The sequence below is a fragment of the Sutcliffiella horikoshii genome (assembly GCF_008180725.1).
Classification (GTDB): Bacteria; Bacillota; Bacilli; order Bacillales; family Bacillaceae_I; genus Sutcliffiella_A; species Sutcliffiella_A horikoshii_B.
In genome coordinates, this window is record NZ_VTEV01000002.1 from 146751 (window position 1) to 162274 (window position 15524).

A 15524-nucleotide genomic window follows, 5' to 3' on the forward strand; every position below is an offset into this window, starting at 1 on the left:
GCAGGACATATCATTATGAAAACTATAGGGTTCGTATGTTTTGTATTTGCTGTATTTATTGTTAAAAACAAAAAAGATAAACAAAAGGCACTATAAATTTCGGATAAAAATACTCCCCTTTAGGCAACTATCAATGATGAGCATCATACTAACTATTTTCTAAACTAATGCAGATGCCTGACCCTACCCGCTCTTACCAAAATACCACACTAGAAAGCAGGCTAATTCTCAAATGAATTTAGGCCTGCTTTCTTAAATTATTACGTTAACTAATTAAAAAAAGCTCTAAGTATAAGTGTTTATAACATTTTTTAACTAATATTATAGAAATCTGAGACAGTAAGTGTCCTTTATTCGTCAAAGAATTGAAATAAATTGAAAAAGGGGTTTTGAGATGGAGGGAGAATTGGAAAAAGATTTTATAAAAAACCATTACGGAAATTTAAGTGTAGAATATTTTGAGCAAATCATTTTGGAAAATGAGAAAGCAATAATAAAATTTGCCTTTACTTATGTAAAAGATTGGGCTGTGGCTGAAGATATTTCTCAAGAAGTATTTATAAAGGTGTATAAAAACATTGCGACTTTTAATCGTGACTCGAAGCTAAGAACCTGGTTGTTCAGTATAACCGCTAATCAATGCAAAGATTATCTTCGGAAGTCAGGAAAAACGACAAAGTGGTTAAATGATTTCTTTAAAGGTCTTCAAAAACAAAATGATGAAAATCCTGAAAACATCCTTCTTGAACATGAAGAAAAAAAGTCCATTGGTAAAGCCCTCCTTAGTCTTCCCGTCAAATATCGTGAAGTTTTGGTCTTGTATTATTATGAAGATTTATCCACGGAAGAAATTGCTAAGTTATTGCATATTAATTCTTCAACAATAAGATCGAGACTTGAACGAGGACGCAAACAGCTTAAAAAATGGAGTGAAGGAGGTCTTAAATGATGAAAAATACAAATGAGCATCGGTGGATCAAAGAATCGTTGGAAAAAGATGTTTTTTCGAAATATCAATATAGAACTAGGAAAGCTGAAATTATTGAAAAGGCCACAAGTATTAAGAGGGTTTCTAAGAAACGAACCTATTATCATTATGTTTTATCCACCGTAGCACTTATTTTATTTTCTATAATTTCAGTTTCGTACATGATGGCGAATCAGTCTAAACCTGATTCTACTCCACAAGCTGTTCAAAAAGAAGAAATTTCAAATACTCAAAACCATAACCAAATAATGGAAGATAAAGAAATTCCTTTGGACCCAAAAGACGAACAAAGGAATGAAGATAGTGTGAAAGACACTAATAAGGATGATAAACCCCTTAAGGTTCAGAGGACTGAGGAAGAATGGAAGGCATATTTTCAATCTATTTATAACTCTACTCAAGAAAGCATTCAAAAATTGAAGTTAGTGTATCAATTTAATAATAGTTCTAGTGATAACTCTGAATTGGAGATCACCGCTAATTTTGAAGGTGATGATTTTGTGGTAATTGAAAATATTGTAAGCGAAATGAATGAAGAAATAACAACAAATCAAACGAATATTTCAACAAAAGATGAGTATATCCTCCTTGATCATCTGAATAAAATCTATGATCAGGAATTTTTCTCACCCATTTCTGCAGCAGAATTTCGCAAAAATCGGCCATTATTCAACGGTAATCCTCTTTATCAACTTAGCAAAGAGGAGTTTGAAGGTTATAAATGGACGGAAGTAGAACAAAATATGGAAGAGAATTGGGTTAAGTTCGAGTTTATAAAAACAGATCAGAAAATATTTTTCTATGACAAAGGAATCATTAAAGTTAAATATGATACGGGTACCATTCTTGAAAGAACAACGTACATTGCAGAAGAAATTGATTCTTATTTTTTCCTCAAGGAATTGAAAATTAATGATGAAGTAACACAATTGCAGATGGATAAAAGCATCCCTTCGGACTATGTTTCCAGAGAACAGGCAAAAACTCAGGAAAAACGGGTAATAGTTGAGTCAAGCTGGTTCGATAAAGCCGGAGAAACAGTTATGAAGAAACACCCACAAATACAAGAGATACACTCTACCGGAGAAGGAGACTTATTATTCGTTGCGATTGATATGAAGGAAGGAACTACTACAGCGGAAGGACAAAAAGCTGGTCAGGCATTTTTTGATCAATTTACAGCCATTGCGAATGCTTCTTCTTCATTTCAAGAGAGAAGTACCACCATTTGGGCAGATGGACAGTATGGAATCCATATAAATGTGCGAATACCTAAGGATGCATCTATATATGGAAAAGAACTCAACGGTCAAGTTACATGGGAGAAAAAGCCGAATTCCGAGAACACTAACTAAGGTAAGTGTAGCTAGTAGACCAGCATACGACAAAGAAAGCAACAATAAAATGTTCAGACGAAGCTCGGATGACAAAACTCCGGGCTTTGCCGCATTGTTATCAAGTATGCCCTTGTATTTTTTCCAAGTCTAAAAAAGCATCAATTCGTCTTCCTCGCACATTTGCGTTATAATACAACCACACTAAAAACCAGAAAAGATTGGATGAAAGCATGCGACAGCAACTAACACTTAAAGTGAAAAATAAATTCGCCAAAACCTATAAAAGTGGTTATCCGCTTATCTCGAAGCAATCCCTCCTTAACGGCAATGACCTAAAAGAAGAGGGTACACTCGTAAAACTGGTAGACGAACAGAACAACTTTCTCGGCAAAGGATACTACGGTAACCAAAACAAAGGGTACGGCTGGATTGTCAGCAAAGATCCAAAAGAAGAAATGGACATCCCTTTCTTCAAACGTGCCCTTCAAAAAGCTGTAAACAGACGTTCCTCCCTTATGAAAGCAGAAGACACCACTGCATTCCGCCTTTTTAACGGAGAAGGGGATGGAATCGGCGGCTTTACCATCGAATACTTTGACGGCTACCTTGTGATTAACTGGTACAGCAAAGGAATTTACTCCTTCAACGAGGAAATTTTAGAAGCCATCGAAGGAGTCATCGAATATAAAGGAATTTACGAAAAGAAACGGTTCAATACGGACGGCCAGTATGTAGAGGACGACGATTTTGTGAAGGGAGAGCGGGCCCCGTCACCCCTTATCATCAAAGAAAACGGCGTAAACTTCGCCGTGCATTTAAATGATGGCGCGATGGTGGGAGTGTTTCTTGATCAACGGGAAGTAAGAAAAACCATCCGGGATAAATACGCCAAAGGGAAAACGGTCTTAAACACCTTCTCTTACACAGGAGCTTTCTCTGTATATGCAGCCTTAGGCGGAGCCGACAAAACGACAAGCGTTGACTTGGCTAAACGCAGCCTGCCAAAAACAACCGAGCAATTCAACGTAAATAATATCGACGAGAAAACGCAGTCGATTCTTGTAGAAGAGGTATTTCATTACTTCAAATATGCGAAAAAGAAGAATCTGAAATTCGATGTCGTCATCATGGACCCACCAAGTTTTGCCCGCTCCAAAAAGGTGACATTCCGGGCCGAGAAAGACTACACAAGCTTAGTTTCAGACGCCATTGCCATTACCGAAAAGAACGGCCTGATTGTCGCTTCCACCAATGCCGCTACATTCGGCATGGACAAGTTCAAAAGCTTTATTGAGCAGGCTTTCAAAGAAAATAATGTAAAATATAAAATCGTTGAGGAATTCTCCCTGCCAAGCGATTTTGCGACCATCAAGGAGTTTAAGGAAGGGAACTATTTGAAGGTATTGTTTATAAAAAGAATAGGATAAAGAAAAGGAGTCAGCATCTTAGGAGGCCACTGAAAACTGATAACGTTAAGTTTATTATGATTCCTAGCTGGTGATTGTAGCAAAAGGGGAAGACTCCTGAGGGAGATAGCGCTAGGTGGAGACCCCGCAGGCGTAGCCGAGGAGGCTCCTGCAGTGCCCCTAGGAAAGCGAAGCCATTTGTGGAAATCAACAGCGGTGTTTAGTAAAATTTCAAAATCAAAGTTTTTTTCAGTGGCCACTATCTTAGCTGGCTCCTTTCATCTCCCTATTGGACTCCTCCAAGAAAATCTCTTCAAGGGAAGGTTCTTCCACATGTATTCTATAAACATCGATATTTTCTTTCGTAAATGCCCTAACAATAGCCGCAATCTTATCTTCTGAATCTACCGTAAACGACGTATATTGTTCAGCTGGAGAAATCTGTGTAGCAAAGCGCTTTAACATCTGGCCAATACTATTTGGGTTCTTTAGGGCAGAATGCTTTATTTTTACCTCAATGGAAGACGAATATGGGAATGGAAAATGCCTATTATGCCCCGGATGACGTACTGGACGGTCTGGTAGGGGCTTCTTTGGTCAAAAGCTTTTTGCTTGTCATTATCGCGCTTCTCGTGATCATTATCGCGCTTTCCATCTGGTATGGCAGGACGTTCGGGGTACCATTGCTTTATATGATGAACTGGATCAAAAGAATGTCTAAGGGTGATTTATCGGTACCGAGGAACAAAAAGGGGAACATTCCTTTCCGGAAAAAGAACGGCAAGCTGCACAAACGTTTCCGGATCTTCCGCGATATCCTTTTTTCCATCCGTAAACTTGCCAACACGCTAGAAAAAAATGAGCAATACCAAAAGCGAGTCGATCTGACAAGGGAAGAGTGGATCACAGGTTTAAGCCATGACCTCAAAACGCCATTAAGCTCCATATATGGCTACGCAAAAATACTCGAAACAGGTTCATATAAATGGACAGAAGAAGAGATACAGGCAATGGGAAGCACCATGACAGAAAAAGCCTCCTATATGAGCGACCTAATTGAGGATTTGAACCTTACTTACCGTTTGAAAAATAACGCATTGCCTATAGAAAAGAGAGTACAGGACATTGTTCCACTCTTGAAGGACGTCATTCATTCACTTACCAACACAGATTCAACGATTATTATGGAAAAGGTGGAAACAGAAATTCGTTTGGAAGTTGACCCAAAATGGTTCACTCGCATTCTCACCAACCTGCTGGCAAATGCACAAAAGCATAACCCAAAAGGAACAGATATAAGGCTAGGTGTCTCTAGGACTCCTGAACATACCTTCCTTACCATAAAGGATAACGGAGTGGGAATGGATCAAGAAACCAAAAATAAACTTTTTGACCGTTACTACAGGGGCGGGAGCACAACCGATAAATCAAACGGAACCGGGCTTGGGATGGCCATCGCTCACCAGCTGGTCTTGGCACACGGTGGAAATGTCTTTGTAGAAAGCGAAAAAGGGAAAGGGACAACCATTACCATTACATTACCTAACTGACTGGAAAACCTTGCTTCCTCATAGTAAAGGGTCCGCCTTTATCAGCTGGCAGATCCTTTTACTATTCAACTGCCGTCCTTCAACATATACTGATACGACTTCGATTCCTCCACCATTCCCATCTCGAGATATAGCTTCGACAACCATTTGATAGAACGAATATTAGACGGATCTAGCTCCAACTCCCAGTTAAAGCACTCCACCGCTTCTGACAGCTGTTTAAATTCATAATATAGTTCACCAAGCGCATACATTTGATCCGGATCGTCCTTCAGGGCCGCCATTTTCTTGATCTTCATGAGGATTGGGATGCCTGGATACCTTGAAGAATAAGGAGCGACCCACTGCTCGGTATAATCCAGCCCTTTTAGTTGAAGCAGATTTGGTACAAAGGATTGAAAGAGTGCCTGAACTTGTTTGGGTGATATCTTTTCATCAAAATGGAAGGTGAGGTTGCTGAGCCAATCAGAATTCTCTATCCATTTTACATGCAGTAAAGCTTCCTGCATGTAAGGCAGGTCTTTTTCGGTAATGAGGGCTTTGTTTTTTGTAAGTAGTATTAAAAGGTCTTCATACCGGTTTGATTTTTTCAATAAACCGAGCAATTCATGATAAAGCCTTTCATGATGAGTGGCGCGCTTTCTTAGGATATAGCTGAGGAGGTCCACTTTATCATCGTTTGTGAAATCGACCGGTAAGCTGTCTATCATTTGTTCATAGAGAGTGTGATCGGAAGGTGTACTCCTGCCTAGTAAGTGGGAGTACAGGCTGAGTTGCTCCATTTTCCTGTCTTCTTTTTGTAGCAATTGCATCAGCAGGGTTCTCGAATCGTCTTGTTTTATGTGATTATAGCAGTATTTTTCAACATAAAGTGGATCCTTGGAAAGCAAGGAGGATGGATGGGTAGTGTAAGGTGCTTGATAGGACTGATATTGCAGGCTTTTAGACATTTCTTGTGCCCATTTGTTGGCTGGGTAAATGTCCGTTATTAGTCGCAGAAGTTGGTAGGTGTGCAGGAGTTGACCTTCTCTTCGGTATTGCAGCGCAAATTCTTTCATCACTTTGGTTATTTTCTCTTTTTTCATATAGTTGTCGAAAATGGTAAGGATGTTCGATGCTTCAAGCGGTGAGTATCTTTTCTGGATTTTTTCCCACAGCGGAGTCAGGGCAGGGAATGTGTGAGTTCGGTTATGAGTGAGTAGATAGGCTAATAGTGGATGATCTGGTGAGAAACGAATGCCTTTTTGTAAAATGGTACTTAGCTGAGATTTTCGTTTAATTTTAGATGTGGATTTTCCGGTGAGGTATGATGTTTTATAGAAAAATAAGTAATAACATTCTGCGTGCTTTTGATTGTAAGCTTCAATGACTTGAAACCCTTGATACATAAAGAGGTTTGTAGGGTTGAGGTGTAAGTGTTTTTTTTCATGCTGGATGTTAATAGTGGTCGTTTTGTTTGTCATATAGTTCCCTCCTATTTGGTCGTACGCCTTTTTGAGAGACTGCTTAATTAGAGTGTAACATGAAAACGGAAAAAAGAAAAAACGAAGAAGCGGACGACCTGTGGCCATCCGCTTCTCTATATTTTAAAGGGGGGGGAGTCAACTTCGTTCAAGTTTTAAAATGTCGTGCTTGCTGTTTTATCTTTTACTACCAGGATTATTTTACCTTGATCAAGTTTTTCCTCTAACTGTTCCGCTTCTGGAGCTGTAAATCCTAACTCCTGGAATTGGGCACGAAGCTCATCGCCTTTTTTGCGGAAAATATTTTTTACGTAAGTATCCATACCAACTTCACCGGCGCCAACAGTATTAGCATCAGCGTTATCAGCTACACGTTTCGTACGGTCATCGTCATGAGTAATGACATAAATATCATCCTCGTGAACACCTCTTGTTTTTAGCTCTTGTACTGCTCCTACTACTTGTTCGTCATTTTGAAACTCTTTATAAGTGGGTTTCATTTTGTATCGCCTCCTTGGTTATGTAATAAAGATACCCGGCTGACAGAAAGTGAAACATGCTCTTGTAAATTTTTTTTGCAGGAAAAACCTTTACTGATAATACGCGAAAAACTTCAAATACTAATAAGACTACGATGAGGGAATGGGGAGCTTACTGTGATATATGACTGTATTATTATCGGGGGAGGTATTGCCGGACTTCAGGCAGCTATCCAACTGGGAAGGTACCAACATAATGTGCTTGTTTTGGATGATGGAAAAGGTCGTTCAAGTATTTGTCACTGCTATCATAATCTTCTAGGATGGCCAGATGGAGTGAGCGGAGAGAAGCTTAGGAGTATTGGGCAAATGCAAGCGTTGAGGTTAGGAGTTCAGTTTGAAAAACAGCGTGTAGAGGCAGTAGAGCAAACGGGAGGGCTGTTTTGTGCAACCACCTCAACATCTCAGCAGTTCTTGGGTAAAAGGGTGCTGCTCGCAACTGGAATTAAAGATAATATTCCTCCACTTGAAGGCCTGTTTCCTTGCCTTGGAAAAAGTGTTTTTGTCTGTCCAGATTGTGATGGGTACGAAATTTTGAATAAGAAAGCGCTTGTGATTGGCTCGGGAAATGCAGGAGTTTCCATGGCGTTAACGCTGACATATTGGACAGATGCGCTTACTTTTATTAACCACGGGAAAGGGGAAATTGGTGCTGATTTTATGGAAAAGTTAGTTGGAAAAGGGATCCGTCTTGTTTCTGACGAGATATCGGAAATACATGCGGATTGTTCTGATTTTATGGGAGTGACACTTGCTAACGGAGACCGTCTTGAATTTGCTTATGCTTTTTTAGCATTTGGTGGCAACCTGCCTAACACAGGGCTCGCCCTGCAACTTGGCGTTAAATTGGATAAAAATAAACACATTCCGGTGGATCCTCGGACAAAGATGACCTCTGTGGAGAATATATGGGCCGCCGGTGATATAACCGTTCATTCCGAACAAGCCGCCATTGCTATGGGGGACGGCATACAAGCGGCAATCTGGATTCATAAAAGCTTGTTGGAAAGTTGAGATGGGTTTATTTGTGGCTTGACAGTTATTTGTCCGAGTGCGTAACATGAAATGTAAGGGTTTACATATACGTTTGAGTGGAAGATAGAAGACATTAGCTGCTAGCGCCTTTCCATTTATTCAATAGTAGGAGGAGAAAAAATGGAAGAGAAGAAAGTGACAGATTATGAAAAGTATATTCGTACCGAAGAGCTATTAAGCTTACAAAAGGGAGCTGGGGAACTCTCATGTGATGACGAACTCACGTTTCAAATGATTCATCAAATTGCTGAACTGCATTTCAAACTGATCATTCAGTACATTCACTTAGCAGATGCAAATATGAAGCATGGGGAAGTCTTGGGGGCGACACAACAACTTCAAAGGGTAAACATGCACCTAAAGCATCTGCCGCCAGTTTTTGATATGGTAAAAGTGATCACTCCAAGAGACTACCATACTATCAGACTCGCACTCGGACGTGGAAGCGGACAGGATTCACCGGGATTCAATGAAATTCTGAGACTTGGACCGACGTTATGGGGGCCATTTGAACAACTGTTGAACGACAAACAACTAACACCGTTCATGCTTCATAAAGCTGCCGGTGACAATTATGAGCTGTGCTTGCTGATGCAAGAATTGATTGCTTTTGACGAGAACTTCCAGACATTCCGTAAGCATCACATCCAGCTTGTGCGCAGGATGATTGGTTTGAATACGAAAAGCTTGAAGGGGATACCTGCTCAGGCGTTGGAAAGAGGAGCAAAGTTTGAGTTTTATCCTAAGCTGTGGGAAGCAGTTTGTGAATTGACGGACTGGACGGGTTCAAGTTACGATCCGAAGCCGTTGTGATATGGGGAGGCTGTTCTGAAGGGCATGTTGTTGCTGCCTTTTGGGGCGGTCTTTTTTGTTTGGAGGGAAGAGTGGTATTGGACATGTAGCAACGATATGGGGATCTTTTATTAGGGCTAGCTCTATTAGACTGAAGTACCTTGGGAGGGTGTGATTTGTCTAATAGGAGGCCTCTAAACGCCCGAAGAGCAGGGGAAGAGGTTAGATTTGTCTAATAGGAGGCCTCTAAACGCCCGAAGAGCTGGAGAGGAGGTTAGATTTGTCTAATAGGAGGCCTCTAAACGCCCGAAGAGCCTGGGAGGAGGTTGGATTTGTCTAATAGGAGGCCTCTAAACACCCGAAGAGCWGGAGAAGAGGTTAGATWTGTCTAATAGGAGGCCTCTAAACGCCCGAAGAGCTGGAGAAGAGGTTAGATWTGTCTAATAGGAGGCCTCTAAACGCCCGAAGAGCAGGGGAAATGGTTAGATTTGTCTAATAGGAGGTCTCTAAACGCCCGAAGAGCTGGAGAAATGGTTGGATTTGTCTAATAGGAGGCCTCTAAACRCCCGAAGAGCTGGAGAAGAGGTTAGATTTGTCTAATAGGAGGCCTCTAAACGCCCGAAGAGCAGGAGAGGAGGTTGGATTTGTCTAATAGGAGGCCTCTAAACGCCCGAAGAGCTGGAGAAGAGGTTAGATTTGTCTAATAGGAGGCCTCTAAACACCCGAAGAGCTGGAGAAGAGGTTGGGTTTGTCTAATAGGAGGCCTCTAAACGCCCGAAGAGCAGGAGAGGAGGTTGGATTTGTCTAATAGGAGGTCTCTATACGCCCGAAGAGCCTGGGAGGAGGTTGAATTCGTCTAATAGAAGACGTCTCAAGCTCCGAAACACCCCCGACATCTCTAACCCACAAAAACAAAAAAGCAGCACGGAACTCATCCCCCATGCTGCTCTTAGTTACATCTCTTATTGTTTCTGCTCTGCCCACTCTTCCACATTCCACACCTTCGTCACCCAGTCCTCATAGAAGCTAGGTTCGTGGCATACAAGGAGAATGGTGCCCTTATAAGCTTTGATAGCACGCTTTAATTCTTCTTTCGCTACCACATCCAAGTGGTTCGTCGGCTCGTCAAACAGCAGCCAGTTACTTTCATGCATCATCAGCTTGCATAATCTAACTTTGGCCTGCTCTCCGCCGCTTAGTTGGCTCAACGGACGGGAGATATGCTCGTTCTTCAACCCGCAACGAGCCAAGATAGCACGTACCTGGTGCTGATCAAGGGAAGGGAACTCGTTCCATACGTCATCAATCGGGGTAATATCCTTCGCTTTTACCTCCTGCTCAAAGTAGGAAGGGAAAAGGAAGTCACCGCGTATTACGGAACCGCCAAGAGGATCTATTTTACCGAGAATCGTCTTCAGTAATGTCGACTTACCCACCCCGTTGCATCCAACGATTGCAATCTTATCCCCACGCTCAATTTCCATTGTAAGCTTTGGTAATAACGGATCAGAGTACCCAATCTCAAGATCCTTCGCTTCCACCACATAACGGCTGCTTGCTCGAGATTCTTTAAACTCGAATGTTGGCTTTGCAGATGTCTCTGGGCGGTCGATTCGCTCCATGCGGTCCAGCTGCTTCTGACGGCTTTTTGCACGGCCTGTCGTAGAATAACGTGCTTTATTTTTTGCGATAAAGTCTTCTTGCTTTTTAATGAATTCTTTTTGTTTCTCATAAGCGTTAATATGCTGATTTTTGTTAATTTCCGCAAGCTCTAAAAACTTTTCATAAGACGCTGTATAGCGAGTCAGTTTGGAGAATTCTAAGTGGAAAATGACATCCACCACACCATTCATGAACTCGGTATCATGCGAAATCAAGAGGAATGCATGCGGGTATTCTTTTAGATAAGAGCTTAACCAACGGATATGCTCCACATCCAGGTAGTTCGTCGGCTCATCCAGTAGCAACACTTGCGGCTGCTCAAGCAACAGCTTCGCTAAAAGAACCTTTGTACGCTGTCCACCACTTAGCGCAGCAACGTCACGTTCAAGCCCGATTGCGTCCAAACCAAGACCGCGCGCTGCTTCCTCCACCTTGATATCCAGATTGTAAAATCCACCTGCATCCAAATGGTCTTGAATTTCTCCCATTTGCTCCAAAAGCTCTTCCAACTCTTCCGGAGTAGCCGTTCCCATTTTATCTGTAATGGCATTCAGCTCTTTTTCTTTTTCATATAAAGGCAAGAAGGCGTCGCGCAGGACGTCTCTGATCGTTCTTCCAGGGGTCAACACCGTATGCTGGTCCAAATACCCGTAATGTACACCAGGCGTCCATTCTACGCGCCCTGTGTCGTATACAATCTCTCCTGTGATGATATTCATCAACGTTGATTTACCAACCCCGTTTGCCCCAACAAGGCCAACGTGTTCGCCAGCTAACAGGCGAAGGGAAACATCTTTAAATAACGTACGGTCGCCAAAGCTGTGGCTTAACCCATCTATGCTTAATAAACTCATGTTTGTATCCATCCTATCTAAAAAAATATCTACTTTTCATCATACTAAAATTTTCTAGGAATGGCTATGTGGGAAATGAAAGAAGTTTCTTCCTTCTACTCTAGAATATCTATACTAAAATCTACCATTCTACTATAAAATAAAAGTAGATAAAAAGGGATGGTGGGGGAACCTGATGAAGAGACGGGCACCGTGGATTATAGTAATAGCTTTGCTAGTAATAATAGGGAGTGGCGTTGTGCCAACAGGGTATGATGTGCTATTTGCAGGGAACCCATTTAATCTGGATGAGTTTGTTCAGTATGAGGGAGGCTCCGAACTCGATGGTGATTTGGGGATGACCTACGTGGCCAGCCTTCAAAATAGCAAATGGCCATTAATGGTTCTTACGCATCTTTTCGAAGAGGGGGTAGAGATTGTTCCATCCGTTTTCGGGCAGCAGGACATGGATTATGAAGAGCTGGACTACCAAAATAATCAAATGATGGAGCAATCAAAAATAAAGGCAGAATACATAGCACGTGGCATATTAGGAGAGGACCCTAAACTTGAGTTGCTTGGGTTTTATCCTGTATTTTACTTGCCAGATTGGAAAGACAAAGAAGCGGTTAAAGTAACAGACCTTCTAGTAGGAATAGACGGAGAAAAGCTCGAATCTTATGACCATTTAGATCAACTAATTGTGGAAAAGGAGTCGGGAGAGACGCTCACGTTGTCGCTAATACGAGAAGGTCAGGAAATAGAGGTAGAAGTTTCGACATACCCGCACAAGGATTATTACGGAAACACGGTGCTCGGAGTATTTTTTGAAGAAGTATTTGATTCATCAAAGGACGAAAATATTAAGTGGAAAAAAATAGAGAACCTGGGCGGGCCCAGTGCCGGACTGATGATTACCCTCACACTTTTAGACAAAATGATGGATGACTCCTTGCTAAAAGGAAACGCGGTAGCAGGTACTGGGACGATCACGATTGATGGAGAAGTGGGACCGATCGGCGGCGTGAAACAAAAGGTGATAGGAGCTGCCAACGCAGGGTTTGATTACTTCATCGTCCCAGTGGATGACGAGTGGGAGAAAAATGAATCGATTGCGAGAAAGACCATAAGCGAAGAGGGTCTGGATATCGAACTTATACCAGTAGGGACAATAGAGGATGCTGTGAATGCATTGGAAAGGCTTCCGGAGAAGAAGGGAAGAGAATAGGTGAGTTACATGCTTATTGTTCTAATTGGGGTTATTTTACTAACATTTTTGTTAGGCTTCATATCTGCCAGAAGAGAGTATCAAAACTCTACAATGGAAGAAAAAGAGCAATTTAAAAAGGAACTAAAGAATCCTATTTGGATCTTCCACGTACTGCCTAATATCGGATATATTCTCTTTTTTATTGGACTCGTACTTACAATCAATGCTTTAAAATATATCGCCTTTTTGTTAATGGGTATAGGTTGGATCATTGAAGGAGCTGAGATATGGAAAGCCGATAGTAAAGGAGGGTTAATATTAGTTTTACTAGGGTCAATAACCTTTTTAATCACAACATTTTTAGCATTAAAGTTTCTTTTTAACTTTTCTCTTCTCTAGCCGAGTCTTCTCTTTTTGACTACCCTCACACAATATGTAAAGATTAGAAGACAAGAAGCTTGAAAGGATTGTTATTATGCCAAAAACTGTCGTCCTTGCAGAGAAACCCTCTGTAGGTAGAGATATAGGAAGAGTATTAAAATGCACGAAAAAAGGAAACGGATTTTTTGAAGGGGACAAGTACATCGTTACATGGGCGCTTGGTCACCTCGTCACCCTGGCAGACCCGGAAGCCTACGATGCAAAATTCAAAGCGTGGAAGCTAGAAGACCTGCCGATGTTGCCGAACGAAACGAAGCTCGTCGTTATCAAGAATACAAGTAAGCAATACAGTGCAGTAAAAGCACAACTTACACGTAAAGATGTAAATGAGATTGTCATTGCTACAGATGCGGGTCGTGAAGGGGAGCTTGTTGCTAGATGGATTTTGGAGAAAGCCCGCATTCAAAAGCCAGTGAAACGACTTTGGATTTCCTCTGTCACAGACCGAGCAATTAAGGAAGGCTTTGCGAAACTTCGTGATGGAAAAGAATACGAAAACCTCTATTACTCTGCCGTTGCCCGAGCAGAAGCGGACTGGGTAGTGGGGATGAACGCCACAAGAGCCTTGACCACTAAGCACAATGCCCAGCTTTCATGCGGGAGAGTCCAGACACCTACGCTCGCCATGATTGCAAAAAGGGAAGAAGAGATTAGAAGCTTTACACCAAAAGAATTTTATGGCATGAAAGCTATCACAGAAAATGGTTTCCAGCTCGTGTGGCAGGACGCTAAGACGAAAGAACGAAGAAACTTCAACAAGCAGTCCATGGAAAGCTTGCACTCCAAAGTGAAGAACCAGGATGCGAAGGTAACTGACATAAATAAAACCGAGAAGAAAAGCTACGCTCCTGCGCTTTATGATCTAACCGAATTACAGCGTGATGCCAACCGCATCTTCGGCTATTCCGCAAAAGAAACATTATCAATCTTGCAGCGTTTATACGAGCAACATAAAATCGTTACGTATCCAAGAACGGATTCCAGGTACATTTCCACTGACATGGTAGAAACGTTAAAAGAGCGTGTGGAAGCAATTCGTGCGCACTCTTACAAGCAGATTGCGTCCAAGTTGCTCACGAAACCGATCAAAGCGAACAAGTCGTTTGTGAACAATGAAAAAGTGACGGATCACCATGCGATTATTCCGACAGAAGAAGCAGTGTTGTTAAGCAAGCTATCAGACAAGGAATACAAGATTTACGACCTGATCGTGAAGCGATTCCTTGCTGTACTTTTACCGCCTTTCTTATATGAACAGACAAATATCACTGCGTCCATTGGAACAGAACAGTTTGTGGCGAAAGGAAAAACGGTCATCTCTCAAGGCTGGAAGGAAGTCTTCAGCTCCATGGAGGAACAGGAGGATGGAAGTGACGGACTTTCAGATCAGTTGTTGCCAAGCTTAAATAAAGGTGACGTTCTGCCGATCCGGAAGATCGAACTGACTTCCGGGAAAACAAAGCCGCCTGAACCATTTAACGAGGGGACATTGCTTTCCGCGATGGAGAATCCGGCAAAGTACATGGAACAAACCGACCAGAAGCTTGTAAAAACACTTGGGGAAACCGGTGGGATTGGAACAGTTGCTACTAGAGCGGATATCATTGAGAAGCTATTTAATAGTTTCCTGATGGAGAAACGCGGCAAAGGCCTGCACATTACATCTAAGGGGAAACAGCTGTTGAACCTTGCACCGGAGGATTTAAAATCTCCAGCCTTAACAGGAGAATGGGAGCAGAAGCTTGGCATGATTGCCAAAGGACAGTTGAAGAAGGCAGCATTCATTAATGAAATGAAGGCTTATGCAAAACAGATTGTTCATGAAATAAAAAATACGGATCAAAAGTTTAAGCATGACAATCTGACAGGCAAACGTTGCCCGGACTGCGACAAACCAATGCTTGAAGTGAACGGCAAAAAAGGAAAAATGCTCGTATGTCAGGACAGAGAATGCGGTCATCGTAAAAATGTTTCTAAAGTGACAAATGCGCGTTGTCCAAAATGCCGTAAGAAGTTGGAGTTGCGTGGGGAAGGGGAAGGTCAGATGTTCGCATGTGTTTGCGGGCACCGTGAGAAGTTAAGCACCTTCCAGGAACGACGTAAGAACAATGCCAACCAGAAAGCGTCGAAGCGTGACGTGAATCAGTACATGAAAAAGCAGAATAATGATGAGCCGGTAAATACCGCACTTGCGGATGCATTGGCAAAGTTGAAGTTGAAATAATGGTTGGGGCCGCACTCTCTGCATGGGAGTGCGGCTCTTTTACG

At 42.0% G+C, this 15524-nt stretch carries 13 protein-coding genes; 9 read left to right on the forward strand and 4 right to left on the reverse strand.

The window, feature by feature from the left end; translation table 11 throughout:
- Positions 1 to 394: 394 nt before the first annotated feature.
- The 3 genes from FZC76_RS04700 (at position 395) to FZC76_RS04710 (ending at position 3752) form a co-directional block, all read left to right on the forward strand.
- Positions 395 to 949, forward strand: coding sequence for an RNA polymerase sigma factor (locus tag FZC76_RS04700; RefSeq protein ID WP_148987116.1), 555 nt, complete (start codon positions 395 to 397; stop codon positions 947 to 949).
- Entirely contained in the window at positions 946 to 2343 is a 1398-nt protein-coding gene (locus FZC76_RS04705; RefSeq protein ID WP_148987117.1) for a hypothetical protein, read from the forward strand. The genes FZC76_RS04700 and FZC76_RS04705 overlap by 4 nt, the downstream gene beginning before the upstream one ends.
- A 212-nt stretch (positions 2344 to 2555) precedes the next feature.
- A complete protein-coding gene (locus tag FZC76_RS04710) occupies positions 2556 to 3752 on the forward strand; it encodes a class I SAM-dependent rRNA methyltransferase (protein ID WP_148987118.1) in 1197 nt (398 codons plus the stop codon).
- Between the two features lie 243 nt (positions 3753 to 3995).
- Here the strand turns inward: FZC76_RS04710 and FZC76_RS04715 are convergent, their stop codons facing one another.
- Positions 3996 to 4196, reverse strand: a complete 201-nt coding sequence (locus FZC76_RS04715; protein ID WP_148987119.1) for an ATP-binding protein DrrA1-3 family domain-containing protein — start codon at positions 4194 to 4196, stop codon at positions 3996 to 3998.
- A gap of 65 nt (positions 4197 to 4261) precedes the next feature.
- Between FZC76_RS04715 and FZC76_RS04720 the strand changes: the two genes are divergently transcribed.
- Positions 4262 to 5281 (forward strand): sensor histidine kinase, encoded by a 1020-nt coding sequence (locus FZC76_RS04720; RefSeq protein WP_148987120.1) that lies wholly within the window; start codon positions 4262 to 4264, stop codon positions 5279 to 5281.
- Between the two features lie 65 nt (positions 5282 to 5346).
- Here the strand turns inward: FZC76_RS04720 and FZC76_RS04725 are convergent, their stop codons facing one another.
- Together FZC76_RS04725 and FZC76_RS04730 are read right to left on the reverse strand one after the other, a co-directional pair.
- Complete coding sequence (locus tag FZC76_RS04725) at positions 5347 to 6744, reverse strand: hypothetical protein (protein WP_148987121.1); 1398 nt, start codon at positions 6742 to 6744, stop codon at positions 5347 to 5349.
- A 155-nt stretch (positions 6745 to 6899) separates the two neighbouring features.
- Positions 6900 to 7244, reverse strand: a complete 345-nt coding sequence (locus FZC76_RS04730; RefSeq protein ID WP_148987122.1) for a general stress protein — start codon at positions 7242 to 7244, stop codon at positions 6900 to 6902.
- Positions 7245 to 7400: 156 nt separating this feature from the next.
- On the opposite strand from FZC76_RS04730, the gene FZC76_RS04735 reads away from it, so the two are divergent.
- Together FZC76_RS04735 and FZC76_RS04740 are read left to right on the forward strand one after the other, a co-directional pair.
- Entirely contained in the window at positions 7401 to 8297 is an 897-nt protein-coding gene (locus FZC76_RS04735) for an NAD(P)/FAD-dependent oxidoreductase (protein WP_148987123.1), read from the forward strand.
- 141 nt (positions 8298 to 8438) lie between these two features.
- Positions 8439 to 9131, forward strand: coding sequence for a tryptophan 2,3-dioxygenase family protein (locus tag FZC76_RS04740; protein ID WP_148987124.1), 693 nt, complete (start codon positions 8439 to 8441; stop codon positions 9129 to 9131).
- A gap of 941 nt (positions 9132 to 10072) precedes the next feature.
- On the opposite strand, the gene FZC76_RS04745 is transcribed toward FZC76_RS04740, so the two are convergent.
- Positions 10073 to 11626 carry an ABC-F family ATP-binding cassette domain-containing protein gene (locus FZC76_RS04745; protein ID WP_148987125.1) on the reverse strand — a complete coding sequence of 518 codons (1554 nt, stop codon included), beginning with the start codon at positions 11624 to 11626 and terminating at the stop codon, positions 10073 to 10075.
- Between the two features lie 175 nt (positions 11627 to 11801).
- Between FZC76_RS04745 and FZC76_RS04750 the strand changes: the two genes are divergently transcribed.
- The 3 genes from FZC76_RS04750 (at position 11802) to FZC76_RS04760 (ending at position 15480) form a co-directional block, all read left to right on the forward strand.
- Positions 11802 to 12833, forward strand: coding sequence for a S16 family serine protease (locus tag FZC76_RS04750; RefSeq protein ID WP_148987126.1), 1032 nt, complete (start codon positions 11802 to 11804; stop codon positions 12831 to 12833).
- The gene (locus FZC76_RS04755) at positions 12834 to 13214 is read left to right on the forward strand and encodes a hypothetical protein (RefSeq protein WP_148987127.1); all 381 of its coding nucleotides are present in this window, start codon (positions 12834 to 12836) and stop codon (positions 13212 to 13214) included.
- Between the two features lie 76 nt (positions 13215 to 13290).
- Entirely contained in the window at positions 13291 to 15480 is a 2190-nt protein-coding gene (locus FZC76_RS04760) for a DNA topoisomerase III (protein WP_148987128.1), read from the forward strand.
- Positions 15481 to 15524: the final 44 nt, after the last annotated feature.